We start from the raw sequence: 20643 nt of genomic DNA on the forward strand, positions 1-20643 counted from the left end.
ATTAACGTCGGCAATATTCTCGCAGTCGCTCGCGCGCATTATCATCAGCAGCCTGCATCACCATCCACGGACTGAAGGCCCACGGCGTCGCGTCAGTTCCGCGTAAAACATCCTCCAGACTGCTCCATTGATAATCCATCACTTCGTCGTGATTGACCTGCAGTTCACTGGTTACCCGTGCCGCATAGACCGGACAAACCTCATTTTCTACGATCCCACTGGGATCGGTCGCCCGATAGCGGAATGCAGGGTAGACGGGGGTCAGGCTGGCAATCTCTACGCCAAGCTCATGACGGCAGCGGCGGATAACGGCCTCTTCGTGGCTTTCACCCCGTTGAGGGTGGCCGCAAACCGAGTTCGTCCAAACTCCCGGCCACGCTTTTTTCGCAAGCGATCGGCGAGTCACCAAAAGTTGCCCCTCTGCATTGAACAGCCAGGAAGAGAAGGCGAGATGCAATGGTGTGTTGGCGGTGTGGGCGCTGTATTTTTCCAGCGTGCCGGAAGGGGTGTCCTGTGCATCCAGCAAAATGACGTGTTCCTGTCGCATAATGTCTCACTGTAATTCTTAAGCACGTACCAGTATATGAGATCTCACGACGTATTGATTAACTCTGGGAGCGTTTAACGGCGGAATTTGACATCCGTATCTTGCGGTACGGATGTCGGGCGCAGGCGCGATTTTAGAAAAACAGCAGCATAAACTGGAAGCGACTTTCGATACCCAGCGCAATGCCGTCTGAAACGGCGGGGATCGACATCAGCATAAGCAACAGCAGGGTTATCAGGCAGCGCAAAAAGAGACTCATGCTACTCATCCTGCTGATTTTTTTTCAGCTTGCGCATCAGCAGCCACATTCGCACCGTTCTGACCTTCAGGTTTTTATCCGAGATGGATTCCTGTACCAGTCCGGTATGGTGGTGATAACCATTGAAAAACAGATTCAATACCACCGCGCTGAAGGTGGCTAGCATAATGCCGCTGTGCAGCAGCGGCTGGAGTACAGCAGGCAGGCGAGAAAAAAAGTCATGTGATAACGTCGGCGTCATGCCAACGCCCAGGCTGATGGCCACAATGTAGAGGTTGTAACGGTTCGCGGTGTAATTGCAGCGTGAGAGAATGCGGATCCCGGTCGCCAGTACCATGCCAAACATCACCAGCCCTGCGCCGCCGAGGACGAACTGCGGAATGGAGGCGACCAGAACCGCCATTTTCGGCACCATGCCAAACAAAATTAAGATGACGCCAGAGGCGATGCAGACCCATCGACTGTGCACGCGCGTGACGCTGACCAGACCAACGTTTTGGGAAAACGAGGTATGCGGAAAGCTGTTAAACAGTCCGCCAATCATCGTCCCGACGCCATCCACGCGCAGGCCGCGAATGATATCCTGCGAAGAGAGTTTGCGACCGACGATTTCACCGAGCGCCAGGAACATCCCCATCGATTCAATAAACACAATAATCAGCACGGCCGTCATGGTCAGAATCGACACTGGATCAAAGACGGGCGTACCGAAGGCCATCGGTGTGACAATCGCGAACCACGAAGCATCGTGCAGGCCTGACAAGTTCACTTCATTCATCATCCATGAGAGCGCAAAGCCAAAGATGATCCCCAGCAGGACTGCGACGTTGGACATAAAACCTTTGGCATATCGGGTGATTAATAAAATAAAAATTAAGACCGCAAACGAAATGCCCAAATAGACCGGATTCCCATATTCAGGATTGCCTTTCCCGCCTGCTGCCCAGTCAACGCCCACCTGAATAATGCTCAGGCCAATTGAGGTGATCACCACACCCGTCACCAGCGGCGGAAATAACGGCATCAGGCGACCGACAAGCGGCGCTAAGAGTGTGGTTATCACCCCAGCGGCGATAGTTGAGCCAAAAATGCCCAACAGACCGATATCCGGATTGATGCCAATCGCAATCATCGGCGTCACGGCGGCAAACGTCACCGACATAATCACGGGCAGGCGAATCCCCATAAAGCGGCCGATGCCAATACATTGCAGTAGGGTAACGATCCCGCAGCAAAAGAGATCAGAACTGATTAACAGCGTGATGGCTTCTTTACTGAGGCCGAGCCTGTCGCCAATCATCAACGGGACAGCGACCGCGCCTGCGTACATGACCAACACATGCTGTAAACCGAGTACGACCAGTTTGCCTGGCGATAACAGGCGGTCTACCTCATCGGTGGCGCGGTCTTGCCCCGAAGGTGAGGGATGTTGGGAATCTATGGCGCTCATGCGTTTTCTCCTGAAGGGCGAGGCCGATAGAACAGCTCCGCGCGCGTGCGCGGAGCATCGCTTAAATTGCCCATCCGCCGGCGTAGAACGCGACCAGCGCGACGGTAATGATGACGGTACCGATATTCAGCTTCTGCCATTCCCGGGCAAAAACACGACCAACAACCAGCGTCACGAAACCGAGCATAATGCCGGTAACGATGTTACAGGTCAGGACGATAAAGACCGCGCAGACCAGACCGGCCATCGCATCGATAAAATCATCGAAATCCAGTTTTGAGACGTTGCTGAGCATCAGTAAGCCTACGTACATCAGCGCAGGGGCAGTCGCATAGCCTGGAATCAGGTAAGAGAGAGGAGATAAAAACAGGATAAGCAGGAATAAACAGCCGACGATGGTGGCGGTCAGCCCTGTTTTCCCTCCGGCGGCGGTTCCTGCAGCGGATTCAATATAGACGGCAGCCGGTGCTGCGCCTACCAGCCCGGAAAACACGGAGCTGATGGAGTCGCTGGTCAGCGCTTTACCGCCGTTGATTATCTGGTTGTCCTTATCCAGCAGATTCGCCTGTCCGGCGACGGCGCGGATGGTGCCGGTGGCATCGAATACCGCCGTCATCACCAGCGCCAGTACGCTTGGCAGCACCGCAGGTTGTAAGGCCCCCATAATATCAAGGCTAAAAATCAGAGACTTACCATCTTCGCCGCTCAGACTGGGCATGGCGACCAGACCGTGATATTTGACGGCAGGGTCAAATATCAAACCGATAATGGAGATGGCGATAATCACCAGCAGGATCCCGCCGGGGACGCGGCATTTCTCCAGCCCGAAGATGACCGCCAGCCCCAGCAGACTCATCAGCACCGGGAAAGAGGTAAATGCGCCGAGTGCCACCGGAAGTCCTTCCAGCGGATTTTTAATCACCATGCCGACACCGTTTGCCGCGATCAGCAACAGGAACAGCCCAATACCGATCCCTGTGCCGTGTGCAATACCCATGGGTAAGTTTCGCAGGATCCAGGTCCGGACCCCGGTTACCGAAATGGCGGTAAAAATCACCCCCATCAGGAAAACCGCGCCGAGGGCGACAGGAATCGAGATCTGCTGGCCCAGCACCAGGCTGAATGCGGTAAAAGCAGTTAGAGAAATTGCGCAGCCGATAGCCATCGGCAGGTTGGCCCAGAGTCCCATCAACAGCGAACCGAAGCCTGCGACGAGACAGGTGGCGACAAAGACGGCGGCGGGTGGGAATCCCGCTTTCCCCAGCATTCCGGGCACGACAATGACTGAATAGACCATCGCCAGAAAGGTGGTCAACCCGGCCAGTATCTCCTGGCGCACGGTACTGCCACGCTCAGTAATCTTGAAGTAATTATCCAGCGCGCCGCGAGGTTTCGACGCGCCGGGGGTTTGCAGTATATCTCCAGACATAATAATGTCCTCAGCAGGATGTTAGCGTTCTGTCAGGTCCGTTCGTACACCAGACGCCCATCGACGTAGGTGCGGTAAATAGAGCGATCGTCGCCCAGCGTCATCATCACGAACAATTTGTCGACCAGGGATTTAGAGTTGTCATAGCGCAGTTGCTGTAGCGGCGTCGCCGTCGGTTCCAGTACCACGAAGTCCGCCTCTTTGCCGGGCATAAAGTTGCCAATAAGATGGTCGAGGCCCAGCGCTTTTGCGCCGCCGAGGGTCGCCAGGTAAAATGCTTCGTATGCCGAAAGGCGGTAACCCTGCAATTGCACCACTTTGTAGGCTTCGTTCAGCGTTTGCAGCATATTGAAAGTGGTGCCCGCACCGATATCGGTTCCCATGCCGACGCTGATCTTCTTACGCCAGGCTTTCTGCAGATTGAACAAACCGCTGCCGAGGTAGAGGTTAGAGGTTGGACAAAAGGCGATGCTGGAGCGGGTTTCACTCAGGCGATCCCACTCTTTCTCTTCGAGATGTACGCAGTGGGCGAAGACGCAGTTTTTGCCGGTCAGCCCGTACTGGTGGTACACATCCAGGTAGCCGTCATGTTCAGGATAGAGTTCCTTAACCCAGGCAATTTCGTCTTTGTTTTCACAGAGATGGGTATGCACCCAGGTATCGGGATATTCCTCACGCAGACGCTGTGCCATCGCCATCTGCTGTGGAGAAGAGGTCGGCGCAAAGCGCGGCGTGATGGCGTACAGCAGGCGGCCATTTTTATGCCAGCGCTCAATCAACGCCTTACTTTGCAGGTAGCTGCTTTCGGCGTCGTCCAGCAGGTAATCCGGTGCGTTACGATCCATCATCACTTTGCCGGCGATCATACGCATATTGATGTGGCTTGCGGCTTCGAACAACGCGTCAACGGACTGTGGATGGACCGTACCAAAAACCAGTGCGCTGGTGGTGCCGTTACGCAACAGCTGCTTGATGAAAAAAGCCGACATCTCGCGTGCGTATTCCAGATCCTCGTAGCGTTTTTCGGTCGGGAAAGTGTGTTTATTCAGCCATTCCAGTAACTGCTCGCCATAGGCGCCGACCATTTCGCTCTGGGGGTAGTGGATATGCGTATCAACGAATCCCGGCACGACCAGTTTCCCGCGATAGTCGCGGATACGGATGGCGTCAGGGATCCGTTTTTTCCCTTCTTCCCACTCGCCAAACCATTCGACTTTCCCCTGGCGAATCAGCAGTAATCCGTCTTCCACAAATCGCAGCGCTGAGGCAATTTCTTCCGGGTCTTCGGCGGTGCGGGTGACATCAATAAAGCTGCCGCGCACCGCTTTCAACGTGTGTTCTCCAGACATCGTAAACTCCTTTACCGTTAATCCGTTTCCTCCGCAGAGGCGATGCCAGGCAGCACTTCTTCAGGCCGGTAGCCTCCAGGGAGAATGATATTCAGTAGAATGGCGGTCAGACCGCCTGCGCAGATGGGGTTTTCCACCAACACATAAATTGAGGCAGGCAGGATTTTGAAAATTTCCGGGTCATAGGAGACGCCCAGACCCAGCCCCAACGAGGTGGCGACAATCAGCGTTTCACGGCGCTTAAGCCCGTTGGTGATGATGATGCGGATCCCGGCGATCGCGATCATCGAGAACATCAGCGTCATCGCGCCCCCCAGCACCGCCGAGGGAATGGTAGTGAAGAAGCCGCCAATCATCGGAAACAGCCCAAGCAACACCAGCATGATGGCGATGGTGCGTCCGATATAGCGTGAGGCGACGCCGGTCATCTGGATAACGCCGTTGTTTTGCGCAAAGGTCGTCAAGGGGAGTGAACCCACCGCAGAGGCAATGACCGAGACCAGTCCATCGGCCAGCACGCCACCCTTCAGGCGCGACTGATATTCATCTCCCTGAATCGGACGCCGGGAAACCATCGCTGTCGCGGTAATGTCGCCTACAGCTTCCAGCACGCTGAGCAGATAAATGGTCCCGACAACCAGGAAGTGATGAAAATTGAACTGGAAACCGTACTTAAACGGGGTCGGGATGGTGACCCACGGCAGATTGCGTATACCACTGAAGTCCACCATGCCAAGGCACAGAGAGACGATATAGCCCACGCAAAGGCCGATCGCGATACCCCCCATTCTCAATAACGGACTGCGACAGCAGTTAAAACCGATCACCACGACCAGTACCAGCAACCCGACGCCGATGTTCTCGTAATTCCCGTAGGTGCCGCTGCTTTTCGCCGCAAAGCCGCCGCCAAAATCGATGATCCCGACTTTAATCAGGCTCAGGCCAATCATCAGCACCACAATGCCGCTGACGGTTGGGGTGATGACTCTGCGCAAGTAAGGCAGAATGAAAGACGACCCCACCACCAGAAATGCCCCGACAAAGGAAACGCCGAGCAGCGATGACATGATCAACTCTTCATGGAAGCCGTCGTTTTTCATCCCGCTGCCCAGCGCAATCATCACCGTGACAAATGAGAAGTTCACCGACTGAATCGAGAGTAAACCGGAGCCGACCATGCCATAGCGATTGACCTGCAGCCAGGTGCCGATGCCGGAGGCAATCATCGCCATTGAGACCAGATAGGCGGTGGTTTCCGCCGAGAGCTGTAGCGCGGTGCCGACAATTAATGCTGGCGTAACCATGGGAACAAAAATGGCCAGCAGGTGGGTGATCGCGCCAATAATCGACTGATGAAAGGGAGGGCGATCCTCCAGTTCGTAAATCAGATCTGAGCCTGCACGTGATATATCAGACATCCCTTCACTCCTTAATAAGTAAATTTGATCATCTGAATCAGCAGAATTAAATTCTGCGAATTTGAGGCGCAGGTTGCCCTGAGAACGGCTTATCTCATTTCCGCAGACGGCATTTAATCATTATTGAGTCATGAACACGGGCCGCCTGAGCGGCCCGCGTCGCTACAGTTTTTCCAGCGCGGTCAGTATTTTCTCCGGTGTGAAATGCCATTCGCGCAACCACACGCCGCAGGCATCATGAATCGCGGTAGCAATGGCAGGCGCCGCGCCATTTACGCCAATTTCAGAGATCGATTTAGCGCCGAACGGGCCGACCTTATCGTCGCTTGGCACCAGCACGGCACGAAAATCCCGGGGGATATCGCCAATTTTGGGCGCGCCATAGCTGCGCAGGTCGCGGGTCAGAGGATGGCCTTCGGCATCATAGAGGATCGCTTCGCTCAGGCTATGACCGATGGCCCGCATTGATGCCCCGTAGATTTGCCCCAGCGCGAGTTCCGGGTTAACCGGCGTGCCGCAGTCCAGCAGCGCGTAGAACTTGTCGAGACGGATTTCGCCGGTTCGGGTATTCACCGCGACTTCGGCGAAGTTCGCCCCATAGGGGAATGCGAAGTCTGCGGTGATGTAACTGGCCGTGGCGACCAGTGTGCCAAAACCGGTCCCCGTCTCCGCTTTATGCGCGATGTCACCGTAACTCACTTCTCCCTGCTTGCCGCGCACGACGCCAGGGGCCGCCAGTTGAACGTCAGAAACGGGTTCGCCCAGCATTTGCGCACCGTGAAAGAGGATTTTCTCGCGCAGGTTTTCCGCCGCCTTACGCGCCGCGTTCCCCGAGAAGCAGGTGCCGGATGAGGCATAAGCGCCTTTGTCGAAGAGCGCATGGTCAGTATCGCCGGAGATGACATGCACTTCCTCTGGCGCGCAGTGCAGCACTTCCGCCGCCAGCTTGGTGACCACGGTATCCAGTCCGGTGCCGATGTCCGCCCCGCCGGAATGGACGATGAAGGTGCCATCGGACTCCAGTTTGATCATGCAGTTGGCCTGATCGATATCCGGGATCCCTGATTTCTGCATGATAATGGCGACCCCGCGACCGGTATGCCAGTCACCGTCCTGCGGTTTGGGGGAAGACCAGTCGATCATCTTCCGCCCCTGGCGCAGGATCTCTTCCAGCGCACAGCTGGCGGCGGAAGGGACAGAGGTCGGCGCTTTCCCTTCACCGATTGCGCCGAGGATTTTCAGTTCCTGTCCTTCGTGAACCCGGTTGCGCTCGATGATCTCCAGTTGGTCAATTTGTAACTGTTCGGCAAGCTCGGCTAACGCCATCGTCATTGCAAAGGTGCCTTTCGGCGCGCCATAGCCCTGATACGCCCCGGTTGGACAGATATTGCTGTAGTAGGTGGTGACCTGGAAATCGACGTTGTCGCAAGGATACAGCGGTAGCGAGAGCGCCGGACCGTTGCTCGGCACGGTCAGCGAATGGTTGCCGTAAGGGCCGGTATTGGCGCGGAAGTCCATTTTTACCGCCGTCAGGCGACCATCGTTCTTCGCGCCCAGTTTAACCGTGACTTTCGCAACGTGGCGGGAGGTATTGGCAATAAACTCCTCTTCACGGGTATAGCGAAAATAGACCGGGCGTCCGGTCACGCAGGTCGCCCAGGCACAGACTTCTTCCAGCAGGATATCCTGTTTGGAACCAAAGCCGCCGCCGACGCGCTCCTTGATGACGTGGACCTTGTGCTGCTTCATGCCGACGAGACGGGCGACCTGGCGACGAAGGTGCCACGGCACCTGCGTTGAGGCGTGAATGATCAGGCGATCGCCGTCCATGCGGGTAAAACAGATGTGAGGCTCAGCCGGGCACTGCTGCGCCTGTGTGGAATGGTAGGTACGCTCAATAATCACATCCGCTTCGGCGAAACCTTTCTCCATGTCGCCGATATGACCATGAATACTGGCGGCGATATTCTTGCGCGGACGAGAACCAATCGGAAAGTTGATGATCATGTGCTCGCCACGCTGGGCGGCATGGCGGTTGTCTTCTTCCAGCGTCTCCGGCGCGCCAGCAACATATACCACCGGTTCATCGTGTACGACTGGCGCATCGTCCGCCATCGCTTCGTCAATCGACAATACCGGTTTAAGCACGTCATATTTCACGTCGATAAGCGCCAGCGCTGCCAGTGCAATCTCTTCGCTTTCTGCAACCACGGCGGCAACACGATCGCCGACGTGGCGCAGTTTCTTACCGAACATGCGACGGTCAAGCGGGGAGGGTTCCGGCGCGCTTTGCCCGCCTGGCGTATAGTAGATATCGGGACAGTTACGGTGGGTGATAACGTGAACCACGCCGGGTAACGCTTCGGCTTTGCTGACGTCGAGATGAGTAATCAACGCATGGGCATGCGGACTGCGCAGCATTTTAATCACGCAGGCGTCAGGGGTGATGCGATCTTCCACATAGCAGGGCTTGGCCTGGACCATTTTTGCGGCATCGGTTTTTGGCCAGGGCTTGCCAATGACCGCGAGATCGTCGCGGAACGTGGGGGCGACATTGATATGGGCTTGCGGATCGCTTTTACGCGCTACCGCCAGTTCGATCACCTGATAATATTGCTGCCAGCCCGCGTCGCGACTGAACAGACCGGACAGCGCATCGTCAATCTCTTCCCGCGTGGGGAGTGCGATACGCTCCAGCAGATCGCTGATGATAAGCGCAGCGGCAGGATCGTTGTAACCGGACTGTACAACGCCGACATCCACCATCGCCTGTTGTACCAGGCTCAGCGCATTCCATTTACCGAGTGATTCGCTGGTGCGGATCTCCGCGTGATCCAACTGCGCGGCAATCAGTAATGAGGCATTGACGATGCGACCGTTGTAGAGAATCGCATCCGAACCGGCGAAGCCGAATCCGTCGTCGCTGTTGCGCACCGAGTGCATACCGAGGTTGAACAGCAGTTTCTGTACGTTTTCGCCCGGGTTAATCTTCATTTCACGGACCATGCCGTTCAATGTGAAGTGAATCATCATACAACGTCCTCCCCGGCCATCAGGCAGTCGGCATACAGATCGGCCACCACCACGCCGGTGATATAGCGCTTATAGGCGGCGCTGCCCCGTATATCTTCCTGCGGGAATATCGCGTTAGCGACCGCCTGTTCCAGTTCCGTACCTTCACGCGTTTGTGTTTCCACATCACGCAGGCGTTGTGCTTTGTCCGCCACGCCGTCCAGCGCGATGCAAATCCCTCCGTGTTCGGTTAACGCGACCGCCGCCGTCACGACGGTGAGTCCGGCCTGTGAACGGCTCACTTTGCGAGTGGCGCAAGGGCGGAAGGGATCTTTAATGATAACTTCGGTGATCAGGCGATCGTGCGGGGAGGCGAGATAGCTTTCCAGCGACAGGGTTTCGCCATCACCAAAAACCAACTGAGCGTCCAGCGCCAGCAGGACGGGGAGTAACACGGACTCTTTCTGGTGCGCGGCAATCTCTCCGCCGAGGGTTGCCTGGTTGCGTAAATGACGCGAGTAGATAAAGCCGATTGCCTCCCGCAGTGCCGCCGGGAGATAGCGGGCGTCGCGTAACGGTTGCAGGCGAGTCATTGCCCCAATACGCAATGCGCCATTGTCCCAGTCGATCCACTCCAGCTCCAGCTCCTGCAGTGAAATGGCAATCCGCTTATCGGTACGCGTTGGCGTGGCGTTGAGTTTGCTGCCCCCGGCAAACCAGACGGCGTCCTCCTGATAGCGGCGCTTGAGTTCCAGCGCCTGGTCAACGGAGTCGGGCCTGAAAAATTGTTCAATCATCAATCATTCCTCATCACTCCCTCTCCCGTTCAGGAGAGGGTATGGGCTATGCCAGCGCATCCATTCGCCGCCACATGCTGGCGGCGGCTTTTCGGGCCTGCGCATAAATGGAATCGGTATCGAAAGTGAACTGACGGTCTTCATACACCATCACACCATTCACCATCACGCTGTGCACGCTGCCTGAACCGAGGCCGAAAGCGATATGCCCGGCAACGTTTTCAGCGATCAGCGGCGTCGGCGACGAATAGTCGAGGAAGGTTAAATCGGCTTTATAACCGGCTTGCAGTTGACCAAAGTTTTCCCCGAAGTTGCGGTGCAACAGTTCGTTGCCGTTCGCCAGCGCTTTCGCAAAGCTGTCAGGCCACAGAGGACCGCCCGCGTCACGATGTTTGAAGAAGGCAAATTTCATCTCTTCAAGCATGTCGGAGCCGATGCCGTCCGTCCCCAGCGCCAGATTGCGAATGTGGGTAAGGTGGGGGTTGTAACCCACATGGTTATTCATGTTGGAGCGGGCATTGTGTACCAGGAAGGCATCCTGCTGATTCAGCAACGCGATATCTTCCGCAGACAGGTACAGTCCGTGTGCCACCAACGTTTTACTGTCGATAAGTCCGTATTCCGCGAGCCTTACCAGCAGGTCTTTACCGTACAGGTGATGACTGTGGGAGACATCGTAGCTGTCTTCCGCCGCATGAATGTGCAGGCCGCGCCCGGTGGCGTTGATGGCCTCGCGCAACATCTTCAGACCGGCGTCGGATACGGTAAACGGGGCGTGCGCGCCAATGTGCGCTTCCACCAGATACGGCTCGTTACCGGTCTCCCGCGCGTGGTCTATCTGACGGGCGAAGCGGATATTCTCTTCAACGCCGGCCTGCAACTCGTTGATTCCCTCGTTACGGTCGGTGGTTTCAAAGCAGGTCATTGCCCGCAGGCCCACCTTTATAAATGCTGAACGCAGCGTAGAGAGCGACCCCTGTATGTAGCCCGGCGAAGCGTGGTGATCGATAACTGCAGAGCATCCGCTCTTAATCGCTTCCATCGAGCAAATCAGCCCGCTGTAGTAGAGCGACTCTTCGTCCAGAGCCCGGTCCAGACGCCACCACAGGTTCTTCAACGTTGAGATAAAGTCCGGGCTGGGGGCAATATTGGCCTGGATCCCACGCGATAAACCGGAGTAAAAGTGGTTATGCGCGCAGACCAGACCCGGCATCACGATTCGCCCGTGCATCTCTTTCCATTGCGCCTGCGGGTAGCGCTGCGTCAGCGCATTGCCCACTTCGACGATGGCGTCTTTATCTATTGCAATATCCACGCCTTCGCGCACGCTGGCCGGATGAAGTTGTACGGCGGTGACATTTTTTAGAATCAACATGATTACACCTCCACGCGGCCTAACAGGTAATGGTGATGCTGGTGGACATAGCTGATGATGCGGCACATGTCATCCAGCTCCGGCGGGATGCTGGCGAACTGCCCATCACTGCGGATGTTCAATGTCCAGCGTTGGTCATTCAACCGGACCCTGACCCGACCGTCTTCCACCAGGAAACCGGGGTTGCTGCTGTTGTCGAAATCCTCGGCCAGGCTAAAGAGCGTGACTTTGTCTTTATACGGTTTGCCCTGCCATGGGCAGAATTGGGCGCAGTTACCGCATTCGTTGCAGTAAGCGTCCAGGTGCAGCGTCTGGAAGCGGTTCTGGAAGCCAGGAACGGGAATCGACACATTGGCGCGGTTCGGACAGACGTCCACGCATTTGCTGCAGATATAGTTACATTCAAGGCAACGGGCCGCTTCCTGGGCGACAAAGGCGTCACGGTCGTCTTTATCGACCTTCGCGACCGCTATCTCACCTTTACGCTGATAGATTTCAGCGGGACTGACGTTACCCCAGCGCTTATCGCCGTGGTGGGAGCGGATATTTTCCCGCCAGAGAATTGTATCTGTGGCCCGTCGCGCAGAGCCGATGGCGGCAACAATGGATAACGGGCCGCGCTGGACATCGCCAATCATGAACACGTTGGAGAGACGGGTTTCGCCATTGTTGTTCACCGCAGGCCAACCTTTGCTATCCAGCGGTACGCCCATTGCGCTCAGCGCGTCGCTATCCTGCTGTTCACCGATGGCGGTAATCAGGCTATCGATGTGCAGGGTCAGCGTTTCGTCGGTTTCCACCGGACGGCGACGCCCTTTCTCATCCGGTTCCCCGAGCGTCATGACGCGCAGGGTGAGCGTACCATCCGCATCAAAGCGTTCCGGATTGTTGAGGAAACGGAATTCAACTCCGTCGTGCAGGGCTTCTTCATACTCTTCACGCCAGGCGGGCATCTCCTGTAGCGAACGACGGTAGACCACCGTGACGTTTTCCACGCCCGGCACGCGCAGTGCCGCACGGGCGCAGTCCATCGCCGTGTTGCCCGCGCCGACGATCGCCACATGTTTACCGAGCGTCAACGCCGTTCCCTGGTTGTATTCACGCAGGAAAGGAAGTGATTTCCAGATGTTGGGGTTGTCGCCGTTGAGCTTCACGCCGCTGTTTTTATCCGTACCGGTTGCGATCAGGACATAGTGGAAACCCCGATCTTTCAAGCCCTGAACGGTCAGATCCGGTGTACAGCCATATTCGAACTTCACGCCGTGTTCGGCGACAAAATCGATATCGTGCTGAATGAGCTCTGCCGGAATACGGAACTGGGGAATAATATTTTTCACCACGCCACCCGCATTGGCTTCGCGCTCGAATAGCGTCACCGGATGTCCTGCCCGGGCAAGGAAATAACCGGCCGCAAGCCCGGCCGGACCCGCGCCGATGACCGCAACAGGATGACGTGAACCCGAGCCTGCAGGTTTATGCCAGCGCCGTTTGTACTCTTCCCAGCCTTTTTCCAGCGCCACTTTTTTCAGTTCACGAATGTTAAGCGCACTGTCGTAGTCCAGACGGGTACAGTTGTACTGGCATTGATGATCGCAGATATGGCCGGTGATCGCGGGGAGGGCGTTTCGCTGATAAATCAGCTCCAGCGCGTCGGCATAACGCTGCTCGCCAAGCAGGCGAATATACTCCGGAATATCCTGTTTGATGGCGCAGGCTGTAATACAGGGGGCCACGTAGCAGTCGGTCAACGGTAAGCCGTCGGCCACGTCAATGCGCTCTTCAGGCTTCCAGTGTTTCTGGGTGTAGGCCATCGTAACGGCCTCTTCCGCCAGCCGATTCAGGCGATCGACATCGACATGTTCCATTCCCCACGTATCCGAGGATTCCAGCTCACGCATACAGGCGCTAAGACGCAGATAACCGCCTGGTTTTAACAGGTCGGTCGCCATCGTGATCGGGCGGATTCCGGTGTCGAAGATATCGCGGATGGTCAACTGGCTGGCGCCGCCGGAATAGGAGATGGGTAATTTGCCGTCAAAGGCCCGGGAAAGCACGGCTGCTACGTTGATCGAGAGGGGAAACAGCGCCCGGCCGGACATATACATCTCTTCACCGGGAAGCGCGCCTTTGTTATTAATGGTGCCCAGCGTATTGGTGAGTTTGACGCCGAAACCCAGTGATTTTTCTTTTGCCAGCGTCATCAACCGTTGCAACATTTCCAGCGCCTGGGTGAGTTTGAGATCGTGCTCGAACGACTCCTCTTTTAAGCCGATATAACCAAAGCCGCAGCGGTCCAGAATTTCATGTGCGCGTGGGTAACCCAGCAGCGTCGGATTCAGCTTCACAAAGGTATTCAGGCCTTTCTCTTCCAGCATGTAGCGGCAGATGGCTTCTATTTCGTGCGGTGGACAACCGTGCATCGTGGACAGCGTGACGCCCTGCACCAGTTTTGCGGGAATGCGTGCTGGCAGCGCCTGTAGACGCTGTCGATGTTCGTTCAGCCCGTGGCGAGCCAGGAACGTCTCATCGTGCAGCCAGTGCTGCAGCGTGTCGCGATACTGCGCGAACTTAGGATGCGCCGACGCGTCCATCATGTTGTCGATGAACTGCTGCATGGGCGGTTGCTTGATGCCGTCAAGGTTATAGCCGACACTCATATTAAAAATGAACGACTTACCAGCACCGGAAGGTTGCAGCAGTTGTTCCAGCAAATGCAGTGCGAACCAGGCTTTAAGATACTCATCCCACGCTTTCAGCAGGGTAAATTCAGTTGACCATTCGGTATTGAAGCACTCATCCTCCGCATCAATACAGGGTTTTTCCAGCTCCAGCCGATCGAGAATCTGGACGGTTTTGAGTTCGATGAACCGGCCGCCTGTCAGCCAGGCGGTGATGATATTTTGGGCGAGTTGAGTGTGCGGGCCGGCGGCGGGGCCGACGGGGGTGGCACAGGTTTCACCGAAGACGCTTACCGATTTGCTTTTTTCCGGTGAATAGAACTGCTGCTCAGGAATACCAAAGATCGAGCGCTGCTGCTGATATTCATCAAATAGGCGCGTCAAAAGTTCCTCAAATGGAATCGGACGCATTATATCCCCCATAACCCTCTCCTTAGCTTTACTCGACCTCCTTCAGGGAGTTGCAAGGCAACGGGAAGGAGCGCGTGTTCATAGATGTCATTGGTTGACCGGGACTAATAAGGCCAGCGGTTTGGAGAGATAGAGCAACATTCGCACCACTCTGACAAAACAGCGCTATAAAAATATAATTTTGTGAAGCGGTTCTAATCTTAAGTCCGCTTTGTGAAATATCTCACAAACGCTAAATGAGAATGAAAATCAGCCGGGGAGTTATTGCGATAAGGCAATTTCATTGCCGCATTCTATTTTCTCAAAAATGGTGGCCTCTTATCATTATGATAAGTGGGAAATGAGGCGGGAGAATATTTGAACGCAATCGTTTAACTACTGGCTCTCTATTTATTTGTGTCGGTTCTGCGCATTGATAAAATCCTCTGGAGTATCGATATCCAGAGTGATCCGGGGATCGTTCATTTCAGCGATATTATGTTTCCCGCGCAGCAATGCCTGACGCATGCTGTTGACATTCGGCTGTGATATGGCCTGCAACAGGCATTTTTTAGAGAGTAAAATAGGATGCCCTGGCTGGCCCTGATAGCAGGGGATAAGGGCGCTATCATTGCGTAATGCCCAGATTTTACGAAAGATATCGCGGTTCAGTTCTGGCATGTCACCGTGCGTAATGAAGCAATATTCACTGCGCACGGCGGCGGCGCCGACCTTAATTGATGTAAATAAGCCCTGAGCATAATCTGGATTGTACGTAATAATAATATTCGGCTGATTAGCATAGCGATTATGTATCTCAGTTGCGCGATGACCGGAAACTAATATCACCCTGTTGCAAAATTGCAGCGCGTTTTTGATACTTGCATCAAGAATTGTTCCCCCATGCCAGGGTAACATCATTTTCCATTTTCCCATTCTGGATGATAACCCAGCAGCAGTAATTATACAGTCGACCGCAGGCATAGCGACTCCATAATGTCTATTAGACGTTGCGTCACTTCAGAGAGGCTTATGAGTATATCGGGTCATGCTTCTTTATTCTTTGATTTGGGTGCACAGAAACGGCCTACGGTTATTTCGGTTGTCGGTGCCGGTGGGAAAACCAGTACCCTTTTCTGGCTCGCTCGCCTCTTTCAATTATCAGGTCGACGGGTATTTATCACCACCACGACGCATATGTTTCTGTCTGACCAACCCTGGCCGACCCTTTTCTGTCGGGAGCCCGCCGGGTTGCCATATCACACCTTAATGCAACCCATCATAACCTGCTTTCAGTCATGGAAAGCGGCATCAGGAAAAGCGTGTGGCTTCTCGCCAGACGCCATAGATGCGCTAGCCCGGCGGGCGGAATGTGACGTGGTTCTCGTCGAGGCAGACGGTGCCCGCGGAATGCCGCTCAAAGCGCCAGATGAGCACGAACCTTGCATACCTGAAAGCAGTTGCTGCGTGATTGCCGTTATGGGTGGACACCTTATGGGGAAAAGCGTGGGGGGAGAGCAGGTGCATCGCTGGCCGCAGTTCGCCGGGATTACTGGTCTGACGGAGGGATCCCCCTTACCGCTGAAGGCGCTTATCCGACTGGTTCAGCATCCACAGGGGGCATTCAAAAATGCACCGCCTGCCAGTCGACGAGTCTGGTTTCTCAATCGTTTTTCTCAATCTGAGAATGCTATTGATGAAAGTGAGCTCATCCAGCCGTTGTTAGACGGTGATGTGGAGGCTATCTGGCTGGGAAATGCACAGGAAACACCTGCAATCGCGCGCAGATTTGTGAGATAGCGACGCCGGGAACACCGGGTTACTGAAAGGATATCCATTGAGGTTCGTATGAATATTTTCACAGAGGCTGCAAAACTTGAAGAGCAAAACCGCCCCTTTGCGCTGGCGCAGATTGTCGACAGCCGGGGTTCCACCCCCCGCCATTCGGCACAGATGCTGGTGCATCAGGATGGATCTATCGTCGGGACTATTGGCGGGGGCATGGTGGAGCGCAAGGTTATCGAGGAGGCGCTGCTGGCGTTGCAGGAGAGAAAGCCGCGCATGTTCCATGGCCGGATGGCCCGCAACGGTGCCGATGCCGTTGGCTCGGACTGCGGCGGCGCGATGTCGGTCTTTATTAGCGTGCACGGCTTGCGTCCGCGACTGGTGCTAATTGGCGGTGGGCATGTGAACCGGGCGATTGCGCAGAGTGCGGCACTGCTAGGGTTTGATATTGCCGTGGCGGATGTTTATCGCGAGAGTGTCAATCCGGACGCTTTCCCCCCTTCGGTACAGTTGTTACATGCCGATTCTTTTTCCGCGGCGGTGGATGCGCTGGAGATTCGTCCAGACAACTTTGTGCTTATCGCGACGAATAATCAGGATCGGGAAGCGCTGGACAAATTGATCGAGCAGCCCGTCGCGTGGTTGGGTTTGCTGGCGAGTCGTCGAAAAGTGCAGTTGTTCCTGCGTCAGTTGCGGGAAAAGGGCGTCGGTGAAGAGCACATTGCGCGTCTGCATGCGCCTGTTGGTTACAACATTGGTGCGGAAACGCCGCAGGAAATTGCGGTTAGCGTGCTGGCGGAGATCCTACAGGTTAAAAACAATGCCCCAGGCGGACTGATGATGCGAGCCGCACATCCATCCGGTCATCAGCGCGTGGTGATTCGCGGCGCGGGCGATATTGCCAGCGGCGTGGCGCTGCGTCTGTTTCATGCCGGTTTCAAAGTGATCATGCTGGAAGTGGAGAAACCGACCGTCATTCGCCGCAGCGTCGCGTTTGCACAGGCGGTCTTTGATGGCGAAATGATTGTAGAGGGCGTGACGGCCCGGTTGGCCACCTCGTCAGCAGAGGCGGCGGCGTTAGCCGAACGCGGCTTCATTCCCATTCTGGTTGATCCCGCCGGTTCGCTGATTGACGCACTGAAACCCGTCTGCGTGGTCGATGCTATCCTGGCAAAACAGAATCTGGGCATGCGCAAAGAGATGGCGCCCGTCACCATTGCGTTGGGGCCAGGGTTTACTGCCGGTGAAGACTGCCATGCGGTGATTGAAACGAATCGCGGACACTGGCTGGGACAGGTGATTTACGCCGGTTGCGCGCAGGAAAATACCGGTATTCCTGGCAATATCATGGGGCATACCGCACGACGGGTGATCCGTGCGCCTGCCGCAGGCATCATGCGTGCCAGAGTGAAATTAGGCGATCTGGTGGAAGAAGGCGACGTGATTGCCTGGATTGGAGAAAACGAAATCAAAGCGCCACTGTCGGGTATGGTGCGCGGCCTGTTAAGCGACGGACTGGCGGTGGTGGGCGGCTTTAAGATCGGCGATATCGATCCACGCGGCGTGACGGCTGATTTTACCAGCGTCTCCGACAAGGCGAGAGCGATAGGCGGCGGTGTGCTGGAAGCGCTAATGATGCTGATGCATCAGGGCGTGAAGTCAACGAATGAGGTGCTTGAAGTGGCGTAAAACGCGTTGCCGGATGGCGCTGCGTTTATCCAGCCTACGGGGAGTAAACGGTAGGCCGGGCAAGCGAAGCCCCCCGGCAAACGCGCTGGATAAACGCATTAGATTACTGACAGATTACGGTTCCGGTTTTTCCTTCAATCCCTTCTTTCGCTTTACTCAGCACCGTAATCAGGGCTTCCCGGCCGGGACGGGAGCGGGCAAACGACGCCGCGGCCTCGACTTTCGGTAGCATAGAACCTTTGGCAAAATGCCCCTCGCGGATAAAACGCTCCGCGTCGCTCAACGACAGACGATCCAGCCATTGTTCATTTTCTTTGCCAAAGTTAATCGCGACTTTTTCGACAGCCGTCAGGATGATGAGCATATCCGCATCAATCATCTCTGCCAGGCGGGCACTGGCCCAGTCCTTATCGATCACCGCGCTGGCACCACGCAGATGATTACCCTCTCGAATCACCGGAATTCCGCCTCCGCCCACGGTAATAACCACCTGTCCGGCCTCAACCAGCGCGTTGACGGTCTCTTTCTCGATGATGTCCACCGGCTTAGGAGAAGCAACGACGCGACGATAACCGCGACCCGCATCTTCTTTGAGCGTATAGCCTTGTTTCTCCAGCTGTTCCGCTTCCTGCTGCGTGAAGAACGAACCGATGGGTTTGGTGGGATTCAGGAACGCCGGATCGTTGGCGTCGACCTCTACCTGCGTCACCAGCGTGGCGACAGGTTTGTGCATCCCACGTGAGAGTAATTCTTCACGCAGCGCGTTTTGCAGATCGTAGCCGATGTAGCCCTGGCTTAATGCCACGCAGACGGACATCGGCAGCATGGGAGAGTGCGCTTCTGTTTTTGCCGCCGCTTCAAATGCCTGGTTGATCATACCTACCTGCGGCCCATTACCGTGGGTCACGATAACTTCATGGCCCTGCGCAATCAGATCCACAATGGCCTGCGCCGTAATTTTGACGGCCTGCATCTGTCCGGCCAGATCCTCACCCAGCGCGTTACCACCCAGCGCGAGAACTATTTTCTTCCTCATTTTTCCTCACTTATCATACACAGTTGTCTGTTTCACAAACGCCGGGCGGGGTAAACGGTTTACGTCGTAAGAAGCGGCCCCGACCTGCTTTCCCTGTAAAGATGCCGTCGCCGAAGATCGTTTCGCCACGCGACAGCGTTCTGACAATCGTTCCCTGACAGCGGAAACCCTCCCAGGGCGAATAGTCAGCGTTATCGTGCAGGCGGGCATGATGGATTTCCTGACTCTGACGGGGATCGATAATCACCACATCGCCATCAGCGCCAGGTGCCAGCCGACCCTTTTGCGGCCACAGGCCGAACAGTCTGGCGGGCATCGCACTGGTCAGCGCGACAAAACGTTCAGGGGTAATTCGTCCGCTCATAACGCCTTCAGAAAAGAGCAGTTGCAGGCGGTTTTCCACGCCGGGCAAACCATTCGGACAGCGGCTAAAATCACCGCCTGAGATCTGCAGGCGTTGGGCCATTGAGAAGGTACAGTGATCGGTTGCCACCACGTCGATGGCTCCGTCACTGATGCCGCACCAGAGCTTGTCCTGCTCACGAACATTGCGTAACGGTGGGCTGAGAATGAAGTTCAGGCCATCTTCCGCGTCATAACGGCGTTCATCCAGCAGCAGATATTGTGGGCAGGTCTCTATCCACACGGACTGATGATTCGCTTTCGCCAGACGTAAATAGTCCAGTCCCAGACCGTTGGACAGGTGAACGATATACAACGGCGCGTTCCCTGCAAGCTGTGCAAGGTTGATCATCCGGGCGATGGCCTCGGCTTCACATTCCAGCGGTCTGCTCAGGGCGTGATAGCGCGGCGAGGTTAAGCCAGCGGCAATGAATTCGGCCCGTTTACTGGCGATAGCGGCATCGTTTTCCGGGTGGACGGTGGTCAGCGCGCCGGACTTGTGCAAATGGCGCAGCGCCTGCAAGGTTTCATCATCGTTGAGTTTGTACTGGTAGGTCAGATAGAGCTTGAAGCTGCTGATGCCGTCTTCCACCATCATCGGGATCTCATCGAGGATGGCGTGATTAACGTGCTGAATGACGCCGTGGAAACTGTAGTCGATCGCCGCTTTATGCGCGGCATATTCCTGGTAGACCTCCAGTTGATGGCGCAAGCGGCAGCCTCTCGGACCAAATCCCATATGATCGATAATGGTTGTTGTACCGCCACACGCCGCCGCGCGGGTGCCGGTAAAAAAATCATCACAGCTACGGGCGAGGCCTGTGTCGATATTGAAATGTGTATGCACATCCACGCCGCCGGGAAATACGTAACATCCCGCTGCGTCAATGACGTCACAAGAGGGAGGCGGCGCGATCTCCGCGTCCAGTTGGCGAACAATGCCGTTCTCAATCAGTAAGTCCTGTTTTGCCTGTCCGTCGGCGTTAACGACGATGCCATTTTTAATCAATACGCGCATAGCACACTC

At 55.7% G+C, this 20643-nt stretch carries 15 protein-coding genes; 2 read left to right on the forward strand and 13 right to left on the reverse strand.

Going from position 1 to position 20643, the window contains the following annotated elements:
• Position 1: 1 nt before the first annotated feature.
• The 10 genes from GBC03_08820 to mocA all read right to left on the reverse strand — a co-directional run bounded on the left by GBC03_08820 (position 2) and on the right by mocA (position 15688).
• Positions 2-547 (reverse strand): isopentenyl-diphosphate Delta-isomerase, encoded by a 546-nt coding sequence (locus GBC03_08820; GenBank protein QFS70302.1) that lies wholly within the window; start codon positions 545-547, stop codon positions 2-4.
• Between the two features lie 260 nt (positions 548-807).
• On the reverse strand, positions 808-2256 hold the full coding sequence (locus tag GBC03_08825; GenBank protein ID QFS70303.1) for a purine permease: 1449 nt from the start codon (positions 2254-2256) through the stop codon (positions 808-810).
• 61 nt (positions 2257-2317) lie between these two features.
• On the reverse strand, positions 2318-3685 hold the full coding sequence (locus GBC03_08830; GenBank protein QFS70304.1) for a permease: 1368 nt from the start codon (positions 3683-3685) through the stop codon (positions 2318-2320).
• Positions 3686-3717: 32 nt separating this feature from the next.
• Positions 3718-5034: a guanine deaminase gene (gene guaD, locus GBC03_08835; protein ID QFS70305.1), complete on the reverse strand. Its 1317-nt coding sequence runs from the start codon at positions 5032-5034 to the stop codon at positions 3718-3720.
• Between the two features lie 17 nt (positions 5035-5051).
• Entirely contained in the window at positions 5052-6452 is a 1401-nt protein-coding gene (locus tag GBC03_08840) for a xanthine permease XanP (protein QFS70306.1), read from the reverse strand.
• Between the two features lie 162 nt (positions 6453-6614).
• On the reverse strand, positions 6615-9485 hold the full coding sequence (locus GBC03_08845) for a molybdopterin-dependent oxidoreductase Mo/Fe-S-binding subunit (protein QFS70307.1): 2871 nt from the start codon (positions 9483-9485) through the stop codon (positions 6615-6617).
• Complete coding sequence (locus GBC03_08850; protein ID QFS70308.1) at positions 9482-10261, reverse strand: molybdopterin-dependent oxidoreductase FAD-binding subunit; 780 nt, start codon at positions 10259-10261, stop codon at positions 9482-9484. Before GBC03_08850 ends, GBC03_08845 begins: the two co-directional genes overlap by 4 nt.
• A gap of 46 nt (positions 10262-10307) precedes the next feature.
• Positions 10308-11636 (reverse strand): putative aminohydrolase SsnA, encoded by a 1329-nt coding sequence (ssnA, locus tag GBC03_08855; GenBank protein QFS70309.1) that lies wholly within the window; start codon positions 11634-11636, stop codon positions 10308-10310.
• 2 nt (positions 11637-11638) lie between these two features.
• Positions 11639-14737, reverse strand: a complete 3099-nt coding sequence (gene ygfK / locus GBC03_08860; GenBank protein QFS70310.1) for a putative selenate reductase subunit YgfK — start codon at positions 14735-14737, stop codon at positions 11639-11641.
• A gap of 378 nt (positions 14738-15115) precedes the next feature.
• Positions 15116-15688 (reverse strand): molybdenum cofactor cytidylyltransferase, encoded by a 573-nt coding sequence (mocA, locus tag GBC03_08865; GenBank protein QFS70311.1) that lies wholly within the window; start codon positions 15686-15688, stop codon positions 15116-15118.
• A gap of 48 nt (positions 15689-15736) precedes the next feature.
• Between mocA and yqeC the strand changes: the two genes are divergently transcribed.
• On the forward strand, positions 15737-16504 hold the full coding sequence (gene yqeC / locus GBC03_08870) for a putative selenium-dependent hydroxylase accessory protein YqeC (protein ID QFS70312.1): 768 nt from the start codon (positions 15737-15739) through the stop codon (positions 16502-16504).
• Here the strand turns inward: yqeC and GBC03_08875 are convergent.
• On the reverse strand, positions 16427-16648 hold the full coding sequence (locus tag GBC03_08875) for a hypothetical protein (protein QFS70313.1): 222 nt from the start codon (positions 16646-16648) through the stop codon (positions 16427-16429). The two genes, yqeC and GBC03_08875, sit on opposite strands and share 78 nt — an antisense overlap.
• Between GBC03_08875 and GBC03_08880 the strand changes: the two genes are divergently transcribed.
• Positions 16553-18178 carry an EF2563 family selenium-dependent molybdenum hydroxylase system protein gene (locus tag GBC03_08880; GenBank protein QFS70314.1) on the forward strand — a complete coding sequence of 542 codons (1626 nt, stop codon included), beginning with the start codon at positions 16553-16555 and terminating at the stop codon, positions 18176-18178. The genes GBC03_08875 and GBC03_08880 overlap by 96 nt on opposite strands.
• A 103-nt stretch (positions 18179-18281) precedes the next feature.
• Here the strand turns inward: GBC03_08880 and arcC are convergent, their stop codons facing one another.
• Positions 18282-19214: a carbamate kinase gene (arcC, locus tag GBC03_08885; GenBank protein QFS70315.1), complete on the reverse strand. Its 933-nt coding sequence runs from the start codon at positions 19212-19214 to the stop codon at positions 18282-18284.
• A 13-nt stretch (positions 19215-19227) separates the two neighbouring features.
• The gene (gene hydA, locus GBC03_08890) at positions 19228-20634 is read right to left on the reverse strand and encodes a dihydropyrimidinase (GenBank protein QFS70316.1); all 1407 of its coding nucleotides are present in this window, start codon (positions 20632-20634) and stop codon (positions 19228-19230) included.
• Positions 20635-20643: the final 9 nt, after the last annotated feature.

It is taken from the genome of Citrobacter telavivensis (assembly GCA_009363175.1).
GTDB lineage: Bacteria > Pseudomonadota > Gammaproteobacteria > Enterobacterales > Enterobacteriaceae > Citrobacter_A > Citrobacter_A telavivensis.

What these genes read in the sequence shown, in the direction of transcription:
- GBC03_08850 (QFS70308.1), bottom strand. Translation starts at nt 10,261, where the DNA reads ATGATTGAACAATTTTTCAGGCCCGACTCCGTTGACCAGGCGCTGGAA.
- GBC03_08830 (QFS70304.1), bottom strand. Translation starts at nt 3,685, where the DNA reads ATGTCTGGAGATATACTGCAAACCCCCGGCGCGTCGAAACCTCGCGGC.
- GBC03_08825 (QFS70303.1), bottom strand. Translation starts at nt 2,256, where the DNA reads ATGAGCGCCATAGATTCCCAACATCCCTCACCTTCGGGGCAAGACCGC.
- mocA (QFS70311.1), bottom strand. Translation starts at nt 15,688, where the DNA reads ATGCCTGCGGTCGACTGTATAATTACTGCTGCTGGGTTATCATCCAGA.
- ssnA (QFS70309.1), bottom strand. Translation starts at nt 11,636, where the DNA reads ATGTTGATTCTAAAAAATGTCACCGCCGTACAACTTCATCCGGCCAGC.
- guaD (QFS70305.1), bottom strand. Translation starts at nt 5,034, where the DNA reads ATGTCTGGAGAACACACGTTGAAAGCGGTGCGCGGCAGCTTTATTGAT.
- GBC03_08880 (QFS70314.1), top strand. Translation starts at nt 16,553, where the DNA reads ATGAATATTTTCACAGAGGCTGCAAAACTTGAAGAGCAAAACCGCCCC.
- GBC03_08840 (QFS70306.1), bottom strand. Translation starts at nt 6,452, where the DNA reads ATGTCTGATATATCACGTGCAGGCTCAGATCTGATTTACGAACTGGAG.
- arcC (QFS70315.1), bottom strand. Translation starts at nt 19,214, where the DNA reads ATGAGGAAGAAAATAGTTCTCGCGCTGGGTGGTAACGCGCTGGGTGAG.
- GBC03_08875 (QFS70313.1), bottom strand. Translation starts at nt 16,648, where the DNA reads ATGGCGGGGGGTGGAACCCCGGCTGTCGACAATCTGCGCCAGCGCAAA.
- yqeC (QFS70312.1), top strand. Translation starts at nt 15,737, where the DNA reads ATGAGTATATCGGGTCATGCTTCTTTATTCTTTGATTTGGGTGCACAG.
- GBC03_08820 (QFS70302.1), bottom strand. Translation starts at nt 547, where the DNA reads ATGCGACAGGAACACGTCATTTTGCTGGATGCACAGGACACCCCTTCC.
- ygfK (QFS70310.1), bottom strand. Translation starts at nt 14,737, where the DNA reads ATGGGGGATATAATGCGTCCGATTCCATTTGAGGAACTTTTGACGCGC.
- GBC03_08845 (QFS70307.1), bottom strand. Translation starts at nt 9,485, where the DNA reads ATGATGATTCACTTCACATTGAACGGCATGGTCCGTGAAATGAAGATT.
- hydA (QFS70316.1), bottom strand. Translation starts at nt 20,634, where the DNA reads ATGCGCGTATTGATTAAAAATGGCATCGTCGTTAACGCCGACGGACAG.